This window comes from Neorhizobium tunisiense (assembly GCF_039631515.1).
Lineage (GTDB): Bacteria > Pseudomonadota > Alphaproteobacteria > Rhizobiales > Rhizobiaceae > Neorhizobium.
In genome coordinates, this window is the sequence record NZ_JBDIUU010000001.1 from 335,503 (window position 1) to 359,245 (window position 23,743).

A 23,743-nucleotide genomic window follows, 5' to 3' on the forward strand; every position below is an offset into this window, starting at 1 on the left:
GATGACGATGACCGAAAATGCCAAGCCGACCGGCGAACTGACGCTCCGGACGCTCGCCATGCCGGCGGATGCCAATGCGGCCGGCGATATTTTCGGCGGCTGGGTGATGGCACAGATGGACTTGGCGAGCGGCATCCGCGCCGCCGAACGCGCCCGCGGCCGCGTGGTCACCGCCGCGGTCAAGGAAATGGCGTTCGAACTGCCGGTCAAGATCGGCGACACGCTGAACATCTACACGGAAATCACCCGCGTCGGCCGCTCGTCGATCACGCTGATGGTGGAGGCCTGGGCGCAACGGGCGCGCCACCGGATGATCGAGAAAGTCACCGCAGGAACCTTCATCATGGTGGCTCTCGACGAGGACGGCCGCCCGGTGCCGGTGCCGGCCGAGGAATAAAGCGAGGAACAGCGATGGACGCCGCCGCAACCGCCGCCGAGACCTTCACGCATATCCGCGTGGTCATGGGCATGGTGGTCAGCCTCAGCCTGGCACGGCTGCTGAACGGCCTCGCCGGCATCGTCCAGCATCCGCGCGCCGCCCGCATCTACCCCGTCCATCTCGGCTGGGTGGCGTTCATGTTCCTGTTCCTGGTGCATTTCTGGTGGTGGGAATACCGGCTGCACGCCCTGCCGGTCATCGGTTTTGCGGCCTATCTGTTCCTGATCGCCTTCTGCGCGCTGTTCTTCTTCCTCTGCGCCCTGCTCTTCCCGACCTCGATGCAGGATTACGATAGTTACGAACATTATTTCCTGTCGCGACGGACCTGGTTCTTCGGTTTCCTGGCGGGGATGCTCGTCACCGACATCATCGATACGGCGCTGAAGGGCTGGGATTATTTCACCTCGCTCGGGGTGGAATATCCGGCCCGCACGGCAATCTATTTCCTGCTCGCGATCATCGCCGCGACGACCGCAAACCGGCGCTATCACGCCGGTTTTGTCATCTTCGCGCTGGTCTACCAGCTCTACTGGATTTTCCGCGTCTACGATTTCCTGACCTAGGCGGGCTACCCCTTCAGATAGGCTGAGGACGTATCGAAGCTCAGCCCCGGAAACACCTTGGCCGTGAGAGTGTCGGGCTCGATGCCGAACTGCCTGGAGAGCATGGCGGCAGCGACCTCGCGCACGTCGCCGGTCGGCATCAGGTCGCGGCGGTCGAGCAGCTTGTCTTCGGAAAGGCCCGGCCATTTGCCCAGAACCTTGCCGCCCGGGATCGCCCCGCCGGCAAGCACCGCAAGCCCGCCGGTTCCGTGGTCGGTACCGTTGGTGCCGTTTTCGCGCGCCGTGCGGCCGAATTCGGTCATCGCCAGCACGACGGTCTTCTTCCAGGCGTCCTCGCCGAGCGCTGCCTTCAGCGCCACGATCGCGGTCGAAAGATCGCCCACCGCCTTCTTGAACTGCCCCTGCTGGCCCACATGGGTATCCCAGCCGTTGATCGAAAAGCTGGCGATCCGGTAGTCCTCGCGCAGCATGCCGCCGGCGAGTTTCGCCATATCGGCAATGCCGGCGCCCCGCTTGGCATCGCCATAAAGCGAGTCCGCCGACATGTCGGTCTTCTTCGCCTCCTCCATCGCCTTGGCAAACGCCGGGTCGCCGGCATACAGCCGGTCGAGAAAGGCGATCTCGTCCTGCGCCAGCGCGAAATTGCTCTGTGACGACCAGGAGTCGGCCTCGTTCGGACCACTGAGGATCAGTTCCATCGAGGTGTTGATGTCGATCGCCTTGCGGGCGTTCGAGCGCGGGATAACCGCCAGCGTGCGGTTCAGCCAGCCGGTGCGTTCGCCCTTGCCGTTGCCGCCGGTCTCCAGCATGTCCTGGCCATCGAAATGGCTGCGCTGGTCCCGATAGGGCGTCGAGACCGCGTGCACGAAGGAAAGTTCGCCTGCCTGCCACAACGGCATCAGCGCGGAGGCTGCCGGATTGAGTCCGAAGAAACCGTCGAGATCGATGAGGCCGGTATCCGGCCTCAAGCCGAGCTTCGGCCTCAGTGCCGCATAGGCCGGATCGCCGTAGGGCTGGACGAAATCGAGGCCGTCCATCGCGCCGCGCAGGATGATCGTCACGAAGCGGTTGTCGCCGGGCATGGCCGCGAAACTCACCGGTGTCAGGATAGGAGACGCCGCCACGCAGCAGGCGCCGGCCAGGAAGCCGCGGCGGGACAGCCGGAAGCCATTGTCAAAGCTCATCGTCTACCTCCTGTTGAACTCTGCGGACGCCAGCACCATCGTGATGCCGTGCACCTTGTTGGGCGCCTGGGCGATGATCCTGCTGGTTTCGGGATGGGCGGCATCGGCAAGTGCGGCCTGAAGGAAAACGGATGGCTCCATCTTCTGTCCGAAGATGCGCGCGACCATTCGCGACCATGAAATCCGCTCGCTCAGCTGGCTCGGGGTCAGCCATACGCTCGCTTCGTCCGCGAAACCCGCGGGGCTCGGCGGCTGCCAGATCGGCTGTCCCATGCGCTGCAGGGCGCCGAGCGTCAAGGCATTGGCGCGCCCCGCCTTTTTCTTGGTGTCTTCCCTCGCCGCCATGCCGGTCAGGTCCATGGCTTTCTGGACCGGACCTTCGTCTTCGTCGCCATCGTCCATGTCGCGCAGCAGATTGCCGAAATTCCTCTCCGGCAGATCGAGCGCGCGGAAACCGGAGACCACGAATTCGAACGGCTGCTTGATCTTCTGCCCGGGATCCGACCAGGCACGCGGATGGGCGAGCATGGCGCGATAAACCTCGGTCAGATTGCCACGGCTCTTCGTCCAGGCGGCAACCATCGCCGCGACCATCTCCGGGGGCGCGTCGTCGGCAATGAAATGCCGGACGAGCTTGCCGCAGATATGCTGCGCGGTCTTCGGGTTGGCGGCCAGATCTTCGAGCATCAGCACGTGGTCCTGACCGTCGCCCTCGTCGTCCCGATAGGTCCGGCCGAGCAGATCGACAGGCCCCGCCTCGGCGAACCGGGGCTGATAGACGACCTGCATGGCGCGATTGTCGACGGAAAGTCCCGTCAGGATCAGCGCCGCGGCCCGCACATCGTCCTGGGTGTAGCCGCTGCCGGCGCCCAGGGTGTGGAGTTCGAGCAGCTCGCGGCCGAGGTTTTCATTGAGCCCGCGGCCGTTCCTGCGGGCGGCAACGGAATCGGGTCCGACGCTCTGGTCCTGGTCGAGATAGATCAGCATGGCCGGGTGCAGGATGGCGGCGGACAGCAGCCTGGTGAAAGAACCGCCGAGATTGGGGCGGATCGCCTGCGCCTCGTAGAGCGGCACGATCATCCGCATCGGCAGCGACTTCATCACGCTGGTCGAAAAATGGTCGGTCCAGAAACTCGCGAGGCGCTCATAGAAGCCGAGCGGCGAATGGATCGCCTGGGCAAGCCGCGCCATGGCATCCTGCCGATAGATGTGTCGCGCCTCGTTCTGGGTTGCCTTGCGGACGTCTTCATTCGGATTGCCGGCCTTGCGGGCTTTCGCCTCGGCGGCGAGCAGCGAGACGACACGGGTTGCCGTGTCTAGCCGGCCAGCTATACCCTCGCGCGGGAAACGGGGCTTTTCGATAGCCCCTTCCTCGATCTGCCCCAGCAGCGCCTCGACATCACGGGGCGGCTCTTCGCCGGGACGAAGACCATAACCGTATCGGATGGCGGCCAGGGTCGGATTGGGAAGAGCCATTGAATCACTCCTCGTTGGACCCGCTCAGAGTCCCGAACAAATGTGGTGGAAACCAACAGGAATTGCGGCCATTTCGTGACATGGACAATTTGTAATTCGTGGCCGCCCTGGAAGTTCCAGCGCTGCACGAAAATTCGAATTTATTGCGGGATTTACCGAGGGATCGGAACAACCCGAAGGCATTCGCTCAATATCGAGGCGCGGACGGCGGACGATTACATCTTCATTTAGGATAAATTGGTCGGCGTGAGGAGGATCTCCCGAAAGCAAGACTTTCTTATCGTCGCCGTTCGATAGTGCTGGGATTGATCAGGAACTCCAGCCCGAGCAGATCGATGGAAGCCGAATTCAGAGCAGGTCAAATCGACCCGGCCCTCGCACTTGACGTGAAGCGTGCACAGGCTTCGACCATGCTCGAACGCCTCACCTCGACGCTCGCCACCAATGCCGCGATATCCGCTTCGGCGCTGTTCGTCACCACGATCGACCGCGGCCTGACCTTTTCGGCCGGCATCTGGTTCATGGCGGTGATCGCAAGCCTGGTCCTGCGCGTCATTCTGGCCTCGATCCTGATGCGTTGGGAGACCGTGGAACATGCTCCGCAACAGGCACTGCACGTCCTGACCTTCGGGGCGCTGGTCAGCGGCCTCGCCTGGGCGGCTCTTCCGCTGACCGTGCCCGATTTCAGCGCGCTTGGCGGAGATAGCGGCCTCTATCTGATCATGTGCGGCATGGCGACCGGCGCGGTGCTGATGGGCGTGGGACACAATCCGGTTTCTCTGGCCTTCGCGATACCGCCCAACATCTCCGTGATGGTCTCGCTTGCTGTCAGCGGCAGCGCGGGCGGCTGGCTCCTCACCATCGACGTCGTGGCGCTGACGCTGGTGCTGATCCGCAGCAGCCGCACCAGCGAGGCGACCTTCGTCGGCAACGTGCTCGGCAAACTGAAGGCGACGGCGCTTGCCGATTCGCTCTCCTGCGCCAACTCGGACATCCTGCGCGCCAACTACCGGCTGGAAGTACTCGCCAATTGCGATCCGCTGACCGGGCTTGCCAACCGTGCCGCCTTCAATGCCGCCCTCGGTGCGGGGATTTCCACCGCCCGGGCCACGGAGGAGCAGCTCGCGCTCCTCATCCTCGATCTCGACCGTTTCAAGATGGTCAACGATACGCTCGGCCACAGCGCCGGCGACGCCCTCCTCGTTGAAGTCAGCGACCGGCTGCGCTCGGCCGTCGACGGCAGGGGTACCATCGCCCGGCTCGGCGGCGACGAGTTCGCCATCATTCTCGGCGGTCCGGATGCGGGGGAACGCGCTCGCGATCTGGCCGCGCGCATCCTCGATCGCAGCCGGCAACCGGTCATGCTCGAAGGCCAGCCGACCGTGGTCGGCGCCTCGATCGGACTTGCGTTCTTCCCGCTGCATGCGGATACGTCCGAAGACCTGTTCATCAGCGCCGACATGGCGCTTTACAGGGCCAAGGACGGCGGCCGGCGCCAATGGCGCGAATTCGAGCCCGCCTTCCGCTCCCAGGCCGACCGCCAGAACCAGATCGAGCACGAACTCGCCGACGCGCTTGATGCCGGCGACGTCGAGGCCTGGTTCCAGCCGCAGGTCGACCTCGCCTCCCAGCAGATCACCGGTTTCGAGGCGCTGGTGCGCTGGCACCATCCCTATCTCGGGCCGATCGCGCCGCCGGAAATCGTCGCCGCCGCCCAGGCCGCCAATCTTGCCGACCGGCTGACCGCGACCATCGCCGAAGCCGCCTGCGGTCTCCTGAACCGCCTGCCTTCGCTCGGCCTGCCGCGCGCGACGGTCGCCATCAACGTCTCGCCGCGCGAGTTCGACCTCTATTCGGTCACCGACGTGCTCGACCGCATCACCAGTGCCCACCGCATCGACCCGGCGCTGTTCGAGATCGAGATCACCGAGGAGGCGATCCTCGATACGCTGGTCGCCGGCGAACAGCTGAAACGCATCGAGCGCTCCGGCTACAAGCTGGCGGTCGACGATTTCGGCGCCGGCCATTCCTCGCTCGCCTATCTCGTCGCCCTCAAGGTCGATCGGCTGAAAATTGACCGGCGCTTCATCACCGGCGTGCATCTCAGCCGCCAGAACCAGGAGATCGTCGGCGCCCTGGTCGGCCTCGGCCGGGCATTGTCGATGGAAGTGGTGGTCGAAGGCGTCGAGAGCGAGGAGGAGGCCAACTCGCTCTCCGCACTTGGCTGCGAGATCGCCCAGGGCTATTTCTTCGGCCGCCCGATGCCTGCCGAACGCATCCCCGGCTGGATCGAGAGCCGTCGCATGCTCGCCGAACGCCGGGTGGCGTAGGAAAACTGTCCAAACCTCATAGCAAGCCCTTGAGGTTGGCCGGAACCTAACGATAGGTTTGGCTCAACCAAGTATGGACACGGTATGGTCAAAGCCATTTTCTATCACAAACCCGATAGCGCGTATAAGGATGTAACCGGAGTCCAGTATCACTTTCCGAAGATGTACTTATCCAGGGTGCTCCAAACTGTCGGGGACTGGATCGTCTACTACGGCCCGATCCCCGGGATGGACAGCCGCTATTATTCCGGCCTTTCTCAGGTCGTTGCTGTTGAACCCGATCCGGATATGCCTGACCATCACTATGCGTTCCTCTCTGGCTACATGGATTTTGACCGGCCAATCGGCTACGTCGAGCAGGGCGGCTTCGAGAAAAAACTCGTCATGCCTGACGGCTCGATCAACAGCGGCCGAAGTGTCCAAGCCGTAAGGCTCATCGAGGATCGAGAATTCGCAGCCATTGTTGCAACCGGATTATCTGACCCAGACGAATGGCCGCAACGGACCGACTCGATCGATGGAGTCCACTCACCGGACGCGATGGAAGAGCCGGAACAAGCGCCCTATCTGGCAGGCGCCTATGAACGCCCAATCATCTCGCAGACCATCCACCGTCCATTCCGGGAGGCGAAGTTCCGCCAACATGTGCGCAAAATCTACGACCGAACATGTGCTTTTACCGGCCTACGCCTCATCAACGGTGGTGGGCGCCCCGAAGTTGAAGCAGCTCATATCATTCCGGTAGAACGTGGAGGCAACGATTCCGTGCAGAACGGTATCGCGCTCTCCGGCACCGTCCACTGGATGTTCGATCGCGGCCTGCTGTCGCTTTCGGACGAATATAGGATACTCTGCTCGCGGCAGCTAAATGCAGATGTGTCCCATCTCCTTGTCAGTGACTTGATGGCAAGAGTTCCATCAGAGAAGCGGCTTCGACCTCATCCGCACTATCTTGAATGGCACCGCGGGAATGTCTTCAAGCAATAAGGCTTTTGGGCCGACGAACGTCGGCGGCTACCCGTCTTACCCCCCAAATCCGTTTCCCTTTTGTACTCGTTTTGTGACTTGCCCCTCTTCACTTTCGCGACGAGTCTCTCCATATTCGCGGCATGGCCAGATCACCGAAAAAATCGCCCGCCTCGAACCCGGAAAACAACAGCGGTTTCGAGGAAGCCCCTCAATCGTCGTTCGAGGGCGCCCCCCTCGCCGGCAGCGTGTCCGACTGGGTGAGGCAGCTCGAAGCGGAGGCGGAGGCCTCCGGCGTCGAGACGCAGCGCGAGATCGCCTCCAAGGCCGGCAAGCACCGCAAGAAGATCGAGATCGAGGCGCGCAAGGAGGCCATGAGGGCTGCCTCGCCGACCACGGCCAAGAACACCACGGCCTCGAAGACCGCCCGCGGCGTGTCGATCGGCGCCTCCTCCGATCCGAAGACGCGCGCCCGCGCCGGGCTCAACCCGGTCGCCGGCATGGACACGTCGCTGGAGGATGCCGAAAACCTCGCCTCCGGCGCGGTCACCGCCACCGTGGAAGCCCTTTCGGCGCTGATCGAGAGCGGCAATCCGCTGTTCAAGGACGGCAAGCTGTGGACGCCGCACCGCCCCGCCCGGCCGGAAAAATCCGAGGGCGGCGTCACCATCCGCATGGCGTCCGACTACGAGCCTGCCGGCGACCAGCCGACCGCCATCCGCGACCTCGTCGAGGGGATCAATTCGGGCGAACGTTCCCAGGTCCTGCTCGGCGTCACCGGCTCGGGCAAGACCTTCACCATGGCCAAGGTGATCGAGGCGACCCAGCGCCCGGCCGTCATCCTCGCCCCCAACAAGACGCTGGCGGCGCAGCTCTATTCCGAGTTCAAGAACTTCTTCCCGGACAACGCGGTCGAATATTTCGTTTCCTATTACGACTATTACCAGCCGGAAGCCTATGTGCCGCGCTCCGACACGTTCATCGAGAAGGAATCCTCGATCAACGAGCAGATCGACCGGATGCGCCACTCCGCCACCCGCTCGCTGCTGGAGCGCGACGACTGCATCATTGTCGCCTCGGTCTCCTGCATCTACGGTATCGGCTCGGTCGAGACCTATACGGCGATGACCTTCCAGATGTCGGTCGGCGACCGATTGGATCAACGTCAATTGTTGGCGGACTTGGTGGCCCAGCAATACAAGCGCCAGGACATCAATTTCGTGCGCGGCTCCTTTCGCGTGCGCGGCGACACCATTGAAATCTTCCCGGCCCACCTGGAAGATGCCGCCTGGCGCATCTCGATGTTCGGCGACGAGATCGATTCGATCACCGAGTTCGACCCGCTCACCGGCCAGAAGACCGGCGACCTGAAATCGGTCAAAATCTACGCCAACTCGCATTACGTCACCCCGCGCCCGACGCTCAACGGCGCCATCAAGGCGATCAAGGAAGAGCTGAAGCAACGCCTCGCCGAGCTCGAAAAGGGCGGCCGCCTGCTCGAAGCCCAGCGGCTGGAGCAGCGCACCCGCTACGATATCGAGATGCTGGAGGCGACCGGCTCCTGCGCCGGCATCGAGAACTATTCGCGTTACCTGACCGGCCGCAATCCCGGCGAGCCGCCGCCGACCCTGTTCGAATACATCCCCGACAACGCCCTGCTGTTCATCGACGAAAGCCACGTCTCGGTCAGCCAGATCGGCGGCATGTACCGGGGCGACTTCCGCCGAAAGGCGACGCTTGCCGAATACGGTTTCCGCCTGCCCTCCTGCATGGACAACCGGCCCTTACGCTTCGAGGAATGGGATGCGATGCGCCCGCTCACCGTCGCCGTCTCGGCCACGCCCGGCAACTGGGAAATGGAACAGTCCGGCGGCGTCTTCGCCGAACAGGTGATCCGCCCCACGGGCCTGATCGACCCGCCGGTGGAGGTCCGTTCCGCCCGCTCCCAGGTCGACGACGTGCTCGGCGAAATCCGCGAGACCGCCGCCAAGGGGTATCGCACGCTCTGCACCGTGCTCACCAAGCGCATGGCGGAAGACCTCACCGAATACCTGCATGAACAGGGCGTGCGCGTGCGCTACATGCACTCGGACATCGACACGCTGGAGCGCATCGAGATCATCCGCGACCTCAGGCTCGGCGCCTTCGACGTGCTGGTCGGCATCAACCTTCTGCGCGAAGGCCTCGACATTCCCGAATGCGCCTTCGTCGCCATCCTCGACGCCGACAAGGAAGGTTTTTTGCGCTCGGAGACGTCGCTCATCCAGACCATCGGGCGTGCCGCGCGTAACGTCGACGGCAAGGTCATCCTTTATGCCGACAAGATCACCGGCTCGATGCAGCGCGCCATGGACGAAACCGCCCGCCGCCGCGAAAAGCAGATGGAATACAACACCGCCAACGGCATCACGCCGGAATCGGTAAAGGCACGGATCTCCGACATCCTCGACTCGGTCTACGAGCGCGACCACGTCCGCGCCGACATTTCCGGCGTCTCCGGCAAGGGTTTTGCGGATGGCGGCCACCTGGTCGGCAACAACCTGCAGGCCCATCTCAATGCGCTCGAAAAATCGATGCGCGACGCCGCCGCCGACCTCGACTTCGAAAAGGCCGCCCGCCTGCGCGACGAAATCAAACGCCTCAAGGCCGCCGAACTCGCCGTCATGGACGACCCGATCGCCCGCGACGAGGCCCGCGCCGTCGAAGGCGGCGCTGGCAAGGGCGGAAACGGCAAAGGCGGCGCAAAAGCCCGCCGCGAGTCTCCTTCTCCCCAGCGGGGAGAAGGTGCCCACAGGGCGGATGAGGGGGAAGCCCCACCCTCGACCTCCCTCTTCGCCAAACCCGGCCTCGATGACATGGGCCCGGGCACCGACACCGCGACTCCGCTCTTCCGTAAGCCGGACCTTTCCGACATGGGCCGCGACATCGCCGAGCCCTCAGCCTCGGGCCAGGCCCGAGGATCGCTGTTCCGCAAGAACGACCTCGACGAAATGACCGTCGGCCGCACCGAAAAACCGGTCATGGGCAAGGTTCCGCCAAAGCCCGTAACCTCAACCTCTCCGTCGTCATCCTCGGGCCCGACCCGAGGATCCACCGACGACCCCCGCCCTCTCGTGCGCGGCAAGGTCGGCGCGGGCAGTTATGAGGACGCTGGGGAGCAGAAGCGGAAGAGCCGGACGAAGGGGAAGACGGGGCGGCCGGGGCGGTAGTGGATGAAGGGCGCACCTCCATCTACCTTCGTAACGTCGCGTCCTGACTTATTCCTTCTTGTACATCAGAATGGCCCGCTACTCCTCAATCAAATTTGCGAGCTCACGATCGGATGAGGGTGTCTTCATCAAATCAAGTATCTTTTGCGAATCCACGTCGCTGAAGCGTGCCATGGTATCTGCGGCCACCTCTGCGAATAGACTTTTGTCTTTAGCAGAATCCCGCTTCCAGAAGGCTCGCATTATAAAATATTGCGCTACGCCAGTTCGGACAAAGCGGCTTGACGGAAGATGCTTTATATCTTTCTTAAGAAGAGGTACGCCTCTATCTGGATTTATTTCGCAGAGCCATATTGACCGCATCAATTCCTCAACTTTAGTAGAAGTCTCGGATTCCAGCACGCTCTTAAACAGGATAGCGCTTCTTGCGCCCTCACCAAGAGACGAAAGGATGAATGCGAAAGGTCGACTCATCGCCTCTAGTTCTGCAAAGTGAAACAATCGCTCCACCATTACCATGAACTCCTCGGAATCCTTCTTTCCCGCCTTGTCCTTATACTTTTGGAAGAAGGCGGAAGATCGAAAACCTTCCACAGCCCTTTCAATATCGAGTTCGTGTGTCCTCTTGAGCAAGAATGCTGTAATATAGCCGCCCAATCTAAGTATGACCCTAACTAGTTCCCGCTTATCCGTTGCTGACAGCGTCTCCGAGCCTGCCGATAATGTTATTATCGCTACCAGGTACTTGCTCACCGCAGAAACTACGAAATCGAAGTCCGTGTCTTCATCATCCGTCTTTTCGGCGTGACTGGCCATAGCGATGGAAGCTTCCGCTCTCGCTTCTTCATAAGCGTCGAGCATCTTCTGCTTTTCTTCGGTCTGCCCAGTGCCATCAACTAAGCGATGCAGACTATCGCTCATGGCTTTCTCTAACCGATCAGCCAGCGCGCTATCCCGTAAGATCTTGGGATTGATTTTTTCGGAGAAGTACATCTCAGGATCAAGCCCCTCCATTGCCTCAAACGTCTTGACGCATTTCGAAACGGATTCGAGCAACCGCTCGTAGAGTTGGTCCGATCTTCCCATCTCGCAGAAAACGTCATATGTCTGATGATCAAAAGCCGGTGAATCAAAGTCAAAATACTTCAGCGCATCAGCTTCCTTTGCCTTAAGCTCTTCAGCAAGAAGATATGACTTCACGAAAGGGAGGCTAAAGCTAACCCTCCCGGCCGCGTTACTTTCTAATATTCCAGCGGAATAGAAGCTATCGATGAACTTCATGATATCAATATCAAAGTCCATCTCGCGAGCATACTCCGTGGCATCTGCCACAAGAGACCCGGTAGTGATTTCTTTCAACTCCACATAGAGATCTGCAGCGAGCTTTCGCAGGAATTCTCGGCGAGTAGTAATACTTAGCTTCGTTCGTCCCTGATCAAGCAATCTTGAGTGAGTTATGTACCCAGAAACAGCAAGATTGATTAGCTCGGCCCGTCGATGTGCGCTAATTAATGCAGAGAGAGCTTCTCTGGAGATGGCAGCAAAGTAGGACGGATGCGGAGTTAGATCGAATTGAGCGAATGTTTCCTTTAAACGTAGAGCAATTACTTCCGCTTCAATTAGCTGAATCTCGAAATTCGATGAGAGGAATTTCGTGAGCGCTAGAAACGATACGTCCACGACGTTGTAGCTTTTCCTGAGTGTCGCCACTAATTGCGCGCTTGATATTTGTTCAAGCTCTGCAGTTGTGCCGAATAGAATAAATTTACTACTAGAGGAGCTAACAAATTCAGAAATGATGAACTCTAGCTTCTGCCTCCCCACCTCCTGAATGTTATAAATCAAGTATACAAATTCTGTCTTTCCGTTGATCTTTAGCCGATCAAGTTCACGAGAGAAACCTTTTGCCGGCGGACCTAGTGTCTCATAGTCAATGATAACTGGTAAGACGATCTTTCCATCCCATCCTCCTTTTATGAAGAAATCCGCGTAGATCCAGGGGAGACTCTTCTCAGGATAATTTATAGGAATCTCTATCAGCGATAGCCGACTTTTTGCAATTACTTCTCCTGGCTCTAGTGATTGTACGTTCTTCGACTTAGCGCTGATTTCCCGTACGCGAGGAACAGGAAGCTTGTACCCTTTCGGTTTTGCGCGATACTCCGCACTGTACTTCTTTAATTTTTCTTCAATTTCCTCCGTTAGTGAGGTTACGACCTCGTCAAACTTGTCGACTGGATCAGTTTTTACCTTTTCCGAGGCTGTTTCGACGAGAGATTTCAACTCCTTCTGGAAAAATTCATTTTTTAGGATGTTCTGGATAAGGAAACTGGCAGCGTTACGCGCCGCCACAGCTCTGAGTGCGTTCTTGAACTTTCCTTCAGTCTTGTTTTTGCTCTCATCGGCTAGATCTGAAATTCCTCGAATAGTTAGCATCGGGATGTTCTTTCTGGCCGCAGCGCGCGCTACCCCACCAGACTCCGTTTCAAGCGCAAGCATCTTCCGCTTTATCGCTCGGGCTTGTCTCTTGAACTTGCTGCTCTGCCCGACAGGGCCGGATAATATGGCACCGATCAAAAAGTTCGCACCATCGCTACATAAAGCTCGTGCGTCGGCTTCGTCTTGTACTCCAAGCTTGGCTTCCCTGAGAAATCTGTCCAAATTATTTATGGTATCAAGTTGCCATTCCCCTAGTAGCTGCGATAACTTTGGATGGGAGTGTAGAAAGGCTATCCGCTGGGCTAATTTCTCTGCTGGTTGGAATATATCGGTGTCGAAATGAGCGCCTTTATCCGTCAGTTTTTGTCTCTCTGACACATCGAAGATGGCATTCGACACAGCCACGTCTCCAATGTTCAAGTCGTCCGATATCGCTCCCGCGATACCAACGCAAAATATCACCCTTGTTCCTGTCCTCTCCAACAGCTCTTGTACAAGCATCTGGGATTCTGCGTTGCCCCACATTCTCGGCTTACAGAGCAGAAATCTCAGATCAAGGGGGGGTAATGTGGCAGTGTAACAGATCGTGTCAAACTCGGCGCTTAAGTCTTCCTCAAGTTTAAAGTAGGATGCAATCTGCGCGAATTCCTCGTCCATCGGAACAAAGATCATAACCTGGCAATTAATAGAAGACATCCAAGACCCCCGTACACATGGCTGATGTAAAAGGAGTAGCTGGGAGGTTGTCAATCGCTACCACTGGATGCAGACCGTAAATTTCTTGCACGCCAACAGAAATATTTATCTCTGCTTCGTCCCCTTCCCGATCCGTGCCTACAATCCCCCATTCCGTCTCGGAGTACCGCCATGCGCATGCCGGCCCTCGTCTTCGCCCTGCTCTTCCCCCTGCTGGCCGCAACCGCCGCCGAAGCCCGCACCTACGCCTCGCCGCAGGCGCTGATCAAATCCCTGTATGCCGACACGATCGACCCGGCCGAGGACGATGCGCCCTCGCCCTATTCCGCCTATTTTTCCGAGGCGCTCAACGAGAGCCTGGCGGCGAATGGCGAGGCGGTGGATTTCGATCCGATCCTTGCCGGGCAGGATGGCGTCGCCAGCAATGTCCGGCTTTCCCCGCCGATCATCCTCGGCGACACGGCCGAGCTGGAAGTGTCTTTCCGCAACGGCAAGCGATCGGCGACGCTCTTCTACACGCTGGTGCGCGAAAACGGCGGCTGGAAGGTGGACGACATCGCCGACCAGTCCGGCGACGACCCCTGGAGCCTTCGGGAGCTTTTGGGGCAATAGGGGGCGGGGTTTTACGCGGGGGGCGACTCGCCCTCTGTCTTTCTTTTGGGGCAGCATTTCTCCTCCGTCATCCTCGTCCTCGGGTTAAACCCGAGGACGACCCGAGGATCCAGCAGCGCCGCGTCGGCGGCGCGAGAGACTCTCTCGGACGCGACGCCTGATAAAAGGGGTGTCGCCGTGCGACCGCACGGCGACTGGATCCTCGGGTCAAGCCCGAGGATGACGGTGGAAAACGTCAACCCTGCCCCTAAGCGGGGATGCTCCCAAGCACCTCTTCCAACCCTTTCAACGCCTTACCCAAAATCTCCACCCTCTCTCATCCCCGCCTCCCAACCCGTGCCTACAATCCACCCGTTCCGTCACGGATACACCGGCAGGCGTGCCGGCGAGGCGGGACCGGCGCCGGGTGGCAGGAAACGACGTAAGTCCTTCCATTCGGGGTTCGCGGAAAATGGTCTCCCTCCGGCGACACGGGGAGAGACGAAGGCAAACGGACCGAGCCTTCGTCTCTTGAAGCCCGAAACAGCGCGCCGGGCGTGCCTGTGCGGCACACAGGGTGGCAAACCGGATGGTTTCGCCGGGCTTTGACAAGTCCGACCGATCCTCGGGATTAACCCGAGGGAATCGGAGAAACCGGCGGAGACCTGTGGAAGCCTTGCCGATAACTTGGTTCGGACGGGCGCCACGGGTCAGACGAACACCGTCCGGGAAGGCCACGGCAGAGGGGCCGAAGTCGCGGGCATAAACTGCCGAACGGGGCGCTGAGAGGTGTCACTTATTACTTACCTTACGAGGCAGCTTTCAGCGCCCCGTCCGAACTGAAAAATATCGGGATCGCCAAGGAGTTACCATGCCTTACGAAAAGCCGCCCATCGAAACCTATCTCGCCGCCCGCACCGCGGAAATGCTCGCCCTGCCCCACATGGCCTGCCGCCGACGTTCATGCCGCCGGCGGAATGCCTGCTACTGGCATTTCAAATCGAACAACGAACCCTGCTGCCTGCAGAACCTGGACGCCGCGCAGCGCCAGGTTTTCGATGCGGTCTACGATGAGGCGCGCGGCGCCCGCGATCACCTCGGCCGAAACGGCCTGATGTTCGCCTCGCGCCGGCCCGGCTTGCGGGCGCTGGAGGATGCCGGCGTCGAGATCGCCCGCACCGCCGTTCCGAAACCGGAGCGCAAATGCTGGAACGCCTATCGGCGCGAGCGGGAAAAGCTGCCGCCGCCGGAGGGAGGGTGATCAGGAATGTCGGGGAATGTGGAAATGGTGCAAGGGGGTCGAACATGCCGCACCGCCCCCCGGCCCTTCGCTTTGGCTCAGGGCGTTCGAGGCTCAAAACGCTCCACTGGAGCGTTTTGCCGGCCGCAGGCCGTCGCCTCTCACCCTACAAACGCCCTCTCGATGACGAACTCGCCGGGCTTGTTGTTAGACCCTTCGACGAGGCCGGCCTTTTCGAGCAGGTCCTTGGTGTCCTTCAGCATCGCGGTCGAGCCGCAGATCATGCCGCGGTCGACGGCGGGGTCGAGCGCAGGCACGCCCAGATCGGCGAACAGTTTGCCGTTCTCGATCAGGTCGGTGATCCGGCCCTTGTGGGAAAATTCCTCGCGGGTCACGGTCGGGTAGTGCTTGAGCTTGTCCCCGACCAGCTCCGCCAGGAATTCGTGGTTCCTGATCTCTTCCATGAGGTCGAAGCCGTATTTCAGTTCGGCGACATCGCGGCAGGTATGGGTGAGGATGACCTCCTCGAATTTTTCGTAGGTTTCCGGATCGCGGATCAGGCTCGCGAAGGGCGCAATGCCGGTGCCGGTCGAGAACATGTAGAGCCGCTTGCCGGGCGTCAGCGCGTCGAGCACCAGCGTGCCGGTCGGCTTCTTGCGCATCAGCACCGTGTCGCCGGGCTTGATCAGCTGCAGGTGCGAGGTCAGCGGACCGTCCGGCACCTTGATCGAGAAGAATTCCAGCTCCTCGTCCCAGGCGGGGCTTGCGATCGAATAGGCGCGGTAGACCGGCTTGTCGCCGACCATCAACCCGATCATCGCGAACTCGCCCGAACGGAAGCGGAAACCGGCCGGCCGCGTCATGCGGAAGCGGAACAGGCGGTCGGTATAATGCTCGACGTCGAGCACCGTCTCGGCGTAGACGCCGTCCGGGATCTTGGCCGGAGCCTGGGCCACTGCGAATTCTTCCGTCTTTGCTGGAGCGTTCATGCCTATCGGTCTCTTCGTCTGATCGTTTTTCGCACAAGCGAAATATACCATATGGGCCCGCATTTGAAGGCATCCGCGTGCCTTTGTCGCGGAGCTTCAGGAAAATACGTGCGGGAAATTCACCTTTCGGCGGGTTCGTCCCCTGGGCCTCAGGCCGTCACAGTGCGGCGCCGCCAGCTGTAACCCTCGCCCTTTTCGGCGTGGCGGGCCGTCGGCTGGTAGTGCTCGGCGATGCCCGGCAGCCGGCCCTCCTCGAGCCGCTTCAGCGCCGTGGCGTTCTTCACCGAAAAACTGTCTATGCCACAACGCAGCATCAGTGGCACCTGGTCGATCAGCACGTCGCCGACCGCGCGCAGCTCGTTCCTGTAGCCGAGCCGGTCGCGCAACAGCGAGGCGTGGCTAAAGGCGCGTCCGTCGTTGAAGGCCGGGAAATCCACCGCGACGACCTCGATGCGGTAGAGATAGGGTTCGAGCTTGCGCACGTCGTCCGCCGGGCGGATCAGCACGCCGAGGCCGACGTCGTTGCTCTCCTCGGCCCTTGCGATCATCTCGTCGAGCGGCAGCAGCGCCTTCTGGTCTTCGGTCGCCTTCACCTCCTCGGTCTCGATCACCCAGGGGTCGTTCTCGACGAAGCCGGTTTCTCTCCAGATACGGGTCATTTATGCGGCCTCCGCCTTGGCATCACCGTAGAGCGCATCCTTGAAAGGTTGCGGCCCGACGCGGCGATAGGCTTCGAGGAAGGTCTCCTCCTTCGAGGTGCGAAGGCCGAGATAGGTGTCGACGATGGTTTCCACCGCGTCGGTCACCTTGTTCGGCTCGAAACCGCGGCCGATGATTTCGCCGATCGAGGTGTTCTCGTCGCCGGAACCGCCGAGCGTGATCTGGTAGAGCTCGGCGCCCTTCTTCTCGACGCCCAGCAGGCCGATATGGCCGACATGGTGATGGCCGCAGGCATTGATGCAGCCCGAGATTTTTATCTTCAGCTCGCCGATTTCGGCCTGGCGCTCGGCCGCGCCGAACCGGGAGGAGATTTCCTGCGCAAGCGGGATCGAACGGGCGTTCGCCAGCGCGCAATAGTCCAAGCCGGGACAGGCAATGATATCGGTGATCAGCCCGGCATTGGCAGTCGCGAGGTTGTGGGCCACCAGCGCCCGGTAGAGCGGCTCAAGGTCGGCCAGCGCCACATGCGGCAGGATGACGTTCTGCTCGTGGCTGATGCGGATCTCGTCGAAGGCGAATTCTTCCGCCAGATCGGCGATCGCGTCCATCTGCACGTCGGAGGCATCGCCCGGAATGCCGCCGATCGGCTTCAGGGAGATGGTCACCATGCCGTAGTCGGGATGCTTGTGCGGTTGCACGTTCTGATCGACCCAGCGGGCGAAGTTTTCGTCGCTCTTTTTCCAGCCGGCGAGCTGCGGCCAGCCCTCGGCACGGTCGGCCAAGGCCGGCGGCGCGAAATAGGCGGCGATCGCCTGGATGTCCGTCTCCGGCAGCTTCAGCTCGGTGCCCTGCAGATGGGAAAATTCCTCCTCCACCTGGCGGGCCAGCTCCTCGGCACCGGTCTCGTGGACGAGGATCTTGATGCGCGCCTTGTACTTGTTGTCGCGGCGGCCATGCAGATTGTAAACGCGCATGATCGCGGTCGTGTACGAGAGCAGGTCTTCCTCGGGCAGGAAATCCTTGATCTTTTTGGCGATCATCGGGGTACGCCCCTGCCCGCCGCCGACATAGACGGCAAAGCCGATTTCGCCGGCCTCGTTCTTCTTCAGATGCAGGCCGATGTCATGCACCTGGATCGCGGCACGGTCGCGCTCGGCGCCGGTGACGGCGATCTTGAATTTGCGCGGCAGGAAGGAAAATTCCGGGTGGACCGAAGACCACTGGCGCAGGATTTCGGCGTACGGCCGCGGATCGGCGACCTCATCGGCAGCAGCGCCGGCGAAATGGTCGGCCGTGACGTTGCGGATGCAGTTACCCGACGTCTGCAGCGCGTGCATCTCGACGCTGGCGAGCTCGGCCAGGATATCCGGCGTGTCCGAGAGCTTCGGCCAGTTGTACTGGATGTTCTGGCGGGTGGTGAAATGGCCGTAACCGCGGTCATACTTGCGGGCGATATGGGCGAGCATCCGCATCTGCTTGCCGTTCAGCGTCCCATAGGGGATCGCGACGCGCAGCATGTAGGCGTGCAGCTGGAGGTAGACGCCGTTCATCAGGCGCAGCGGCTTGAAGGCATCCTCGGCCAGTTCGCCGGCGAGGCGGCGGCCGACCTGATCGCGGAACTGCTCCACGCGGCTCGAAACAAAAGCGTGGTCGAATTCGTCGTAACGGTACATGACTTCCTCAAACTGCGATGAAGGCCGGGTCGGCGGGGCGGTAGCCGGCAGCATATTCCATGGTCGGGCCCTGGGCACGGATCCGTTCGCGAAGGCGCAGCGGCCAGAGCTTGCCGTCCTGTTCCTGCACGTCGACGACGGCAACGTCAACGACACGGTTTTCGGCAAAGTCGCGCTTGCCGATCGCCTCCAGCGAGGCCACGGCCTCGGCGTGGCGTGCGACGATCGCGTCCTGCAGGTTTTCGACCCAATGGCCGTTCGCGTCGAGCCACACGGCGATGCCGTCGGACAGGCGGTTGGCGGTCAGAACCTTGTCGGTCATCTTTTACAGTCCCACTTCCTCGCGAACCAGAACCTTCCCGGCGGAAAGCGGTTCGGACTTCTTGAAATTCGCACCGGCGACGGCTTCGCCGATGATCACCATGACCGGGCCGGAAAGATCGTCGCGGGCTTCCAGATTCGGCAACTCGCTCAAGACCCCGTGAAAAAGCCGGCGGTCGGCGCGGCTGGCATTTTCGATCACCGCGACCGTGGTTTCCGGGGCAAGGCCGGCACCCATCAGGCGTTCGGCGACAGAAGCTGCGACCGTGCGGCCCATATAGACGGCAATCGTCGCGCCGGAGATCGCAAGGCTTACCCAATCTGGGAGGACGTCGCCGGTGAGATCATGGCCGGTGGTGAAGATCAGCGACGAGGCGACGCCGCGCAGCGTCAGCGGCAGGTCGAAATCGGCGGCGGCGGCAAAGGCAGAGGTGATACCGGGCACGATCTCATAGGTGACGCCGGCTTCGCGCAGCGCCCCCATTTCCTCGCCGGCGCGGCCATAGACGAGCGGGTCGCCGGACTTGAGGCGCACGACGCGCTTGCCTTCGCGGCCGAGCCTGACCAGCAGCTTGTTGATCTCGTCCTGGGACTTCGAATGGCAGTTCTTGCGCTTGCCGACCGACAGGCGCTCGGCGTCGCGGCGGCCCATGTCGACGATCGCCTGCGGCACCAGCGCGTCATAAACGATCGCGTCGGCTTCCATCAGCACGCGCTGGGCCCGCAGCGTCAAAAGATCCTCGGCGCCCGGGCCGGCGCCGACCAGCCAGACATGGCCTGCGGCGCGACCGCTGGTCGATAGCAGCGCATTGGCCGAGCGGCGGGCGGTGGCGATATCGTTGGCAGCGACGGCGCTTGCGACATCGGCGGAGAAGAAGCGGCGCCAGAAGATGCGGCGCGATACGCCGCGCGGCACCAGGCGTTCGGCAGCATCGCGATATTCGGCTGCAAGGCGCGCCAGAAGCCCAAGCGACGGCGACAGCATCTGGTCGATGCCGGCACGGATCATCTGGGCGAGTACCGGGCCGGCACCTTCCGTGCCAATGGCGATGGCGACCGGTGCCCGGTTGACGAGTGCCGGTGTATAGAAATCGCAGAAATCCGGCTGATCGACGGCATTGGCGGGCACTTTTTCGGCGCGGGCGGCAGTGACGATCGCACGATCCAGCGCGGCATCGCCGGTCGCGGCGAACACCATTACCGCGTCCTTGATCTGGTTTGAGACCTGATCCGGCGAGAAGTCCGAATGAACGATCTCGATGCCCTGAGCGGCCAGCCAGCCGGCATAATCCTGATCCGGTGCCGAGGCATAGGCAACGATGTCCGCATCGGTGTTGCGCAACAGCCGGGCCTTGGCATAGGCTTCGTCACCATTGCCAAATACGACAACGCTCCGTCCGCTGACGCGGAAGAAAGCCGGAAAGACCGACAGGCGTTGTTGGCTTGGAGACATGCGCATATCCTGAATCATATGACAGCAATATCCACAATAACGCATCGGAATTGAAGGAATGGATATTCGAAGTGGATTGCGAGCCGGTATTTCTGTTTTACGATCAACCGGTTCTTGAGCAAAAGCCACCGCGAACGATATTTCTCTAGTATTTCTGTAGACTAAAGTGTTTTTTGCCTCGATCCCCTCGTTCCGAGCCATAAACTGCCTAGACACCTTGCAACAAAGAGTTCCCATGACAATCGCCGCCCGCCTTCTCGACGTCATCGAAAGCGACATATTGCCTCTCACGGAAAAGGGCGTTGCCACCGGCAACAAGGTTTTCGGCGCGGCGATCCTCCGGAAATCCGATCTGTCGCTGGTGATTGCCGAAACCAACAACGAGCTCGAAAATCCGCTGTGGCACGGCGAGGTGCATACGCTGAAGCGCTTTTATGAAACCACGCGAGATCTTCCCACCAAGGATTTGATTTTCCTATCGACTCACGAACCGTGCACGATGTGCATGTCGGCAATCACCTGGGCCGGGTTCGACAATTTCTACTATTTTTTCAGCCACGAGGATTCGCGCGACGCCTTCGCCATCCCGCATGACCTGAAGATCCTCAAAGAGGTGTTCGGGCTGGAGCCCGGCGGCTACCGGCGCAACAATGCCTTCTGGCATTCCTATGCCATTGCCGACCTCGTCGAGAGCGAAGACGAGCCGCTTCGCACCGCGCTCAAGGCGCAGACGACCCGTATCAAGGCGCGCTATGAGGGGCTTTCTGGCGTCTACCAGTCGTCCAAGGACAAGAACAGCATTCCGCTCGCCTGACATTCCGACATTGAAGGACCAAGAAGATGGAAGCATCGAAGGATATTTCGCGGCTGATCGAGATCATGGCTGCACTACGCACGCCGGTCACCGGCTGCCCCTGGGACCTCGAGCAGAATTTTGCGACCATCAAACCCTATACGATCGAGGAGGCCTATGAGGTGGCCGATGCGATCGAGCGCAACGACATGGACGATCTTTGCGAGGAACTGGGCGACTTACTGCTGCAAGTGGTCTTCCATGCCCGCATGGCCGAGGAAGCCGGCGAATTCGCCTTCGGCGACGTGGTGCAGGCGATCACCAAAAAGATGATCCGCCGGCACCCGCATGTCTTTGCCGTTTCGGATGCCGCGACGCCGGATGCCGTGAAGCTGCAATGGGACGACATCAAGACGGAAGAGAAGCGCGAGCGGGCAGAGCGGCGGGCACGACGGGGCATTACGGAAGATTTCAAGGCTGGTTATCTCGGCAGCGTCCACCGCGCCCAGCCGGCGCTGACCGAAGCGCTGAAGCTGCAGCAACGGGCGGCGAAGGTCGGCTTCGACTGGTCTGAGGCCGAGCCCATCCTCGACAAGATCGAGGAAGAGGTCGGCGAACTGCGCGAGGCGCTGCGCGACGGAAACCAGGGCAAGATCTCGGACGAACTCGGCGACCTGATCTTCGCGCTGGTCAATATCGGCCGGCATGTGAAGGCCGATCCGGAAGAGGCGCTGCGCGGCACCAATACGAAATTCAGGCGGCGATTCAATTACATCGAGACCTCACTTGAAAAGTCGAGTCAGACGCTGGAAGAGGCAACCCTGGAGCGCATGGAAGAGCTCTGGCAGGCGGCAAAGGCGATCGAGCGGCAGATCGGCTGACGGTCCGTTCCGACCTCTTGATCGCCGCGGTCAGAAGATTATCTAGATTTCGCTCATTAGATCTGGACAGTGACATGCAGGAGCAAAGCAATCGGCTCGGCCTGCGAACGGCCAAAGTCACCGCAATCTTCATGGCCTTCCTGGCAATCCTGATATTCGCTTGCGCGGGCACATTGGACTACTGGCAGGCCTGGCTCTACCTGGCAAACTTCACCGCATGGACGATCGGAACGGGCTGGTATGTGGTGACGCACAGCCCCGAGCTTGCGGAGAAGCGGCTGAGCGCCGGGCCGGGTTCGGAAACGCTGCCCGCGCAGAAGCGCATCCAGGCATATAACAGCGTGGTGATGCTAGCGCTCTATGTGGTCTCCGCTCTGGATTACCGCTTTTCATGGTCGTCCACGCCGGTTGGCCTCGTCATCATCGGAAACATCCTGACGGCGCTCGGATTTGCAGGCTGTCTCGCCGTCTTCCGGCAGAACTCCTATGCCTCGGCGACCGTGGACGTCCAACCCAGCCAGAGCGTCGTCTCCGACGGCCTCTACGGTCTTGTGCGACATCCGATGTACAGTTCCGCCATGTTTCTTTTCGCAGGCGCCCCGCTGGCGCTCGGATCGCTCTGGGGACTGCTACTCGTGCCACCCATCGTCGGCGGGCTGGTCGCCAGGCTGATCGGCGAGGAAAGGCATCTGCGGGCCGAGTTGCAGGGTTATGCCGCCTATTGCGAGCGCGTCAGATACAGGCTGGTCCCGGGGGTCTATTAGGCCGCTATCTGCGGCTCCCTATGCTGTTCGGCCGGCGGCGACGACTTTCTCCATGCGGTTCTGGAAGAGACGATTGAGCGCCTTCCGTGAGGGTTTCTCCACGAGATAAAAGCTCGCCAGCGCGGTTGCCAATGCAGCCAGAAGCAACACAGGCGTCGGCGCCGCCCCTTCGCGGTAGAGCTTGTAGAAGGGCTGCTGCCACAGATAAAGCGAGAAGGACCATAGTCCGGCATAGGTGAGCACCTTGGTCGACAGCACCTTGCGGAAGACCGGCGCCGCGCTGTCGATCGTGGTGATCGATAATGCCAGCATGGCGGTCGACAGGCCGAATGAGAGGACCTGGAATGGCATACCCTTCGCCGCAACCGCGATCAGCAGCGCCAGCGGCGAGACCCACCAAGGGGCCTGGCGGTTGCGCAGGAACAGCCAGAGACCGCCGGCGATGAATATCCCGGCAACGGAGACGTCGCTGCGCCAGTGGGTATAGAGAACGCTGGCGCCGAGTTCGGTGCGGACGATTCCGTTCAGCATGGCAGCAGTGCCAAGCGCTATGATGATCGCTGCGACGGAGAACAGCCGGCGGCGGGACAGGAAGGCGATACCGGCCAGAAGAATATAGGCATGTTCCTCGACGCATAACGACCAGAGGTGATCAAGCAGTGCCACCGGATGCGTATAGACCATGGCGTAGTTGAGCGTGAACGTCAGGGCCAGCACCGCCGCGACAGGGCCGTGCGAGATCCCGGTGCCCTGGAAGGCAAGCGTGGTGATGACGACGAATGCGAAGAGTGCCGGGTAAATTCGCGAGAAACGCCTGAAGAAGAAGGTCGGCAGCTCCGCCCGTTTGACGAACAGGATTTCCGACATCAGCCGGCCGGACAGAACGAAGAACAGGTCGACCCCGAACGTACTCGCCCCCGGCCAGAAATCATCGAGCCAGAAATGGCCGACGATCACGCAGATGACCGCAATACCTCGCCACCCATCGAGATAGTCCAGGTGCTTTCCGGTCTCTTCGTGCGGCCGACTCTGCATCATTGCGCCACCCCTGTTGCCGGCCGGTGAATGATATTGCG

The 23,743-nt window shown here is 61.0% G+C and carries 19 protein-coding genes; 10 read left to right on the forward strand and 9 right to left on the reverse strand.

The features are described 5' to 3' along the window. Positions 1-7 precede the first annotated feature (7 nt). Positions 8-397 (forward strand): acyl-CoA thioesterase, encoded by a 390-nt coding sequence (locus ABCW43_RS01790; RefSeq protein ID WP_046606422.1) that lies wholly within the window; start codon positions 8-10, stop codon positions 395-397. A 14-nt stretch (positions 398-411) separates the two neighbouring features. Beyond that, positions 412-1,002, forward strand: a complete 591-nt coding sequence (locus ABCW43_RS01795; RefSeq protein ID WP_345921863.1) for a hypothetical protein — start codon at positions 412-414, stop codon at positions 1,000-1,002. A gap of 5 nt (positions 1,003-1,007) precedes the next feature. On the opposite strand, the gene ABCW43_RS01800 is transcribed toward ABCW43_RS01795, so the two are convergent. Together ABCW43_RS01800 and ABCW43_RS01805 are read right to left on the reverse strand one after the other, a co-directional pair. Continuing rightward, on the reverse strand, positions 1,008-2,186 hold the full coding sequence (locus tag ABCW43_RS01800) for a DUF1501 domain-containing protein (protein ID WP_345921864.1): 1,179 nt from the start codon (positions 2,184-2,186) through the stop codon (positions 1,008-1,010). A 3-nt stretch (positions 2,187-2,189) separates the two neighbouring features. Beyond that, the gene (locus tag ABCW43_RS01805; RefSeq protein ID WP_345921865.1) at positions 2,190-3,662 is read right to left on the reverse strand and encodes a DUF1800 domain-containing protein; all 1,473 of its coding nucleotides are present in this window, start codon (positions 3,660-3,662) and stop codon (positions 2,190-2,192) included. 335 nt (positions 3,663-3,997) lie between these two features. Between ABCW43_RS01805 and ABCW43_RS01810 the strand changes: the two genes are divergently transcribed. The 3 genes from ABCW43_RS01810 to uvrB all read left to right on the forward strand — a co-directional run bounded on the left by ABCW43_RS01810 (position 3,998) and on the right by uvrB (position 10,167). Further along, complete coding sequence (locus ABCW43_RS01810) at positions 3,998-5,992, forward strand: putative bifunctional diguanylate cyclase/phosphodiesterase (RefSeq protein ID WP_345921866.1); 1,995 nt, start codon at positions 3,998-4,000, stop codon at positions 5,990-5,992. A gap of 84 nt (positions 5,993-6,076) precedes the next feature. Continuing rightward, positions 6,077-6,979 (forward strand): HNH endonuclease, encoded by a 903-nt coding sequence (locus tag ABCW43_RS01815; protein WP_345921867.1) that lies wholly within the window; start codon positions 6,077-6,079, stop codon positions 6,977-6,979. Between the two features lie 122 nt (positions 6,980-7,101). Further along, the gene (uvrB, locus tag ABCW43_RS01820; RefSeq protein ID WP_345921868.1) at positions 7,102-10,167 is read left to right on the forward strand and encodes an excinuclease ABC subunit UvrB; all 3,066 of its coding nucleotides are present in this window, start codon (positions 7,102-7,104) and stop codon (positions 10,165-10,167) included. Positions 10,168-10,245: 78 nt separating this feature from the next. On the opposite strand, the gene ABCW43_RS01825 is transcribed toward uvrB, so the two are convergent. Beyond that, on the reverse strand, positions 10,246-13,302 hold the full coding sequence (locus ABCW43_RS01825; RefSeq protein WP_345921869.1) for a 5'-methylthioadenosine/S-adenosylhomocysteine nucleosidase family protein: 3,057 nt from the start codon (positions 13,300-13,302) through the stop codon (positions 10,246-10,248). Positions 13,303-13,473: 171 nt separating this feature from the next. Here ABCW43_RS01825 and ABCW43_RS01830 point away from each other — a divergent pair, with 171 nt between their 5' ends. Together ABCW43_RS01830 and ABCW43_RS01835 are read left to right on the forward strand one after the other, a co-directional pair. After that, the gene (locus tag ABCW43_RS01830) at positions 13,474-13,914 is read left to right on the forward strand and encodes a DUF3828 domain-containing protein (RefSeq protein ID WP_345921870.1); all 441 of its coding nucleotides are present in this window, start codon (positions 13,474-13,476) and stop codon (positions 13,912-13,914) included. 850 nt (positions 13,915-14,764) lie between these two features. Next, positions 14,765-15,154, forward strand: coding sequence for a hypothetical protein (locus tag ABCW43_RS01835; protein ID WP_345921871.1), 390 nt, complete (start codon positions 14,765-14,767; stop codon positions 15,152-15,154). A gap of 140 nt (positions 15,155-15,294) precedes the next feature. Here ABCW43_RS01835 and ABCW43_RS01840 read toward each other — a convergent pair whose 3' ends face one another. The 5 genes from ABCW43_RS01840 to cysG form a co-directional block, all read right to left on the reverse strand. Further along, positions 15,295-16,122: a ferredoxin--NADP reductase gene (locus ABCW43_RS01840; protein WP_345921872.1), complete on the reverse strand. Its 828-nt coding sequence runs from the start codon at positions 16,120-16,122 to the stop codon at positions 15,295-15,297. 149 nt (positions 16,123-16,271) lie between these two features. Beyond that, complete coding sequence (locus ABCW43_RS01845; RefSeq protein ID WP_345921873.1) at positions 16,272-16,781, reverse strand: DUF934 domain-containing protein; 510 nt, start codon at positions 16,779-16,781, stop codon at positions 16,272-16,274. After that, entirely contained in the window at positions 16,782-18,455 is a 1,674-nt protein-coding gene (locus ABCW43_RS01850; RefSeq protein WP_345921874.1) for a nitrite/sulfite reductase, read from the reverse strand. Positions 18,456-18,462: 7 nt separating this feature from the next. After that, positions 18,463-18,777 carry a DUF2849 domain-containing protein gene (locus ABCW43_RS01855; RefSeq protein ID WP_046641432.1) on the reverse strand — a complete coding sequence of 105 codons (315 nt, stop codon included), beginning with the start codon at positions 18,775-18,777 and terminating at the stop codon, positions 18,463-18,465. A 3-nt stretch (positions 18,778-18,780) separates the two neighbouring features. Then, entirely contained in the window at positions 18,781-20,229 is a 1,449-nt protein-coding gene (gene cysG, locus ABCW43_RS01860; RefSeq protein ID WP_345921875.1) for a siroheme synthase CysG, read from the reverse strand. Positions 20,230-20,464: 235 nt separating this feature from the next. Here cysG and ABCW43_RS01865 point away from each other — a divergent pair, with 235 nt between their 5' ends. The 3 genes from ABCW43_RS01865 (at position 20,465) to ABCW43_RS01875 (ending at position 22,667) form a co-directional block, all read left to right on the forward strand. Next, on the forward strand, positions 20,465-21,043 hold the full coding sequence (locus ABCW43_RS01865; protein ID WP_345921876.1) for a nucleoside deaminase: 579 nt from the start codon (positions 20,465-20,467) through the stop codon (positions 21,041-21,043). A gap of 26 nt (positions 21,044-21,069) precedes the next feature. Beyond that, positions 21,070-21,903: a nucleoside triphosphate pyrophosphohydrolase gene (mazG, locus tag ABCW43_RS01870; RefSeq protein WP_345921877.1), complete on the forward strand. Its 834-nt coding sequence runs from the start codon at positions 21,070-21,072 to the stop codon at positions 21,901-21,903. A gap of 74 nt (positions 21,904-21,977) precedes the next feature. Beyond that, positions 21,978-22,667: a methyltransferase family protein gene (locus tag ABCW43_RS01875; RefSeq protein WP_345921878.1), complete on the forward strand. Its 690-nt coding sequence runs from the start codon at positions 21,978-21,980 to the stop codon at positions 22,665-22,667. Between the two features lie 18 nt (positions 22,668-22,685). Here the strand turns inward: ABCW43_RS01875 and ABCW43_RS01880 are convergent, their stop codons facing one another. Continuing rightward, positions 22,686-23,705 (reverse strand): acyltransferase family protein, encoded by a 1,020-nt coding sequence (locus ABCW43_RS01880; protein WP_345921879.1) that lies wholly within the window; start codon positions 23,703-23,705, stop codon positions 22,686-22,688. Positions 23,706-23,743 lie beyond the last annotated feature (38 nt).

Bases quoted from the DNA above. Each gene is read 5' to 3' on its own strand.
- cysG (WP_345921875.1), bottom strand. From the start codon at position 20,229: ATGTCTCCAAGCCAACAACGCCTGTCGGTCTTTCCGGCTTTCTTCCGC.
- mazG (WP_345921877.1), top strand. From the start codon at position 21,070: ATGGAAGCATCGAAGGATATTTCGCGGCTGATCGAGATCATGGCTGCA.
- uvrB (WP_345921868.1), top strand. From the start codon at position 7,102: ATGGCCAGATCACCGAAAAAATCGCCCGCCTCGAACCCGGAAAACAAC.
- ABCW43_RS01845 (WP_345921873.1), bottom strand. From the start codon at position 16,781: ATGACCCGTATCTGGAGAGAAACCGGCTTCGTCGAGAACGACCCCTGG.
- ABCW43_RS01880 (WP_345921879.1), bottom strand. From the start codon at position 23,705: ATGATGCAGAGTCGGCCGCACGAAGAGACCGGAAAGCACCTGGACTAT.
- ABCW43_RS01795 (WP_345921863.1), top strand. From the start codon at position 412: ATGGACGCCGCCGCAACCGCCGCCGAGACCTTCACGCATATCCGCGTG.
- ABCW43_RS01800 (WP_345921864.1), bottom strand. From the start codon at position 2,186: ATGAGCTTTGACAATGGCTTCCGGCTGTCCCGCCGCGGCTTCCTGGCC.
- ABCW43_RS01790 (WP_046606422.1), top strand. From the start codon at position 8: ATGACCGAAAATGCCAAGCCGACCGGCGAACTGACGCTCCGGACGCTC.
- ABCW43_RS01855 (WP_046641432.1), bottom strand. From the start codon at position 18,777: ATGACCGACAAGGTTCTGACCGCCAACCGCCTGTCCGACGGCATCGCC.
- ABCW43_RS01815 (WP_345921867.1), top strand. From the start codon at position 6,077: ATGGTCAAAGCCATTTTCTATCACAAACCCGATAGCGCGTATAAGGAT.
- ABCW43_RS01805 (WP_345921865.1), bottom strand. From the start codon at position 3,662: ATGGCTCTTCCCAATCCGACCCTGGCCGCCATCCGATACGGTTATGGT.
- ABCW43_RS01830 (WP_345921870.1), top strand. From the start codon at position 13,474: ATGCGCATGCCGGCCCTCGTCTTCGCCCTGCTCTTCCCCCTGCTGGCC.
- ABCW43_RS01840 (WP_345921872.1), bottom strand. From the start codon at position 16,122: ATGAACGCTCCAGCAAAGACGGAAGAATTCGCAGTGGCCCAGGCTCCG.
- ABCW43_RS01865 (WP_345921876.1), top strand. From the start codon at position 20,465: ATGACAATCGCCGCCCGCCTTCTCGACGTCATCGAAAGCGACATATTG.
- ABCW43_RS01825 (WP_345921869.1), bottom strand. From the start codon at position 13,302: ATGTCTTCTATTAATTGCCAGGTTATGATCTTTGTTCCGATGGACGAG.
- ABCW43_RS01835 (WP_345921871.1), top strand. From the start codon at position 14,765: ATGCCTTACGAAAAGCCGCCCATCGAAACCTATCTCGCCGCCCGCACC.
- ABCW43_RS01875 (WP_345921878.1), top strand. From the start codon at position 21,978: ATGCAGGAGCAAAGCAATCGGCTCGGCCTGCGAACGGCCAAAGTCACC.
- ABCW43_RS01810 (WP_345921866.1), top strand. From the start codon at position 3,998: ATGGAAGCCGAATTCAGAGCAGGTCAAATCGACCCGGCCCTCGCACTT.
- ABCW43_RS01850 (WP_345921874.1), bottom strand. From the start codon at position 18,455: ATGTACCGTTACGACGAATTCGACCACGCTTTTGTTTCGAGCCGCGTG.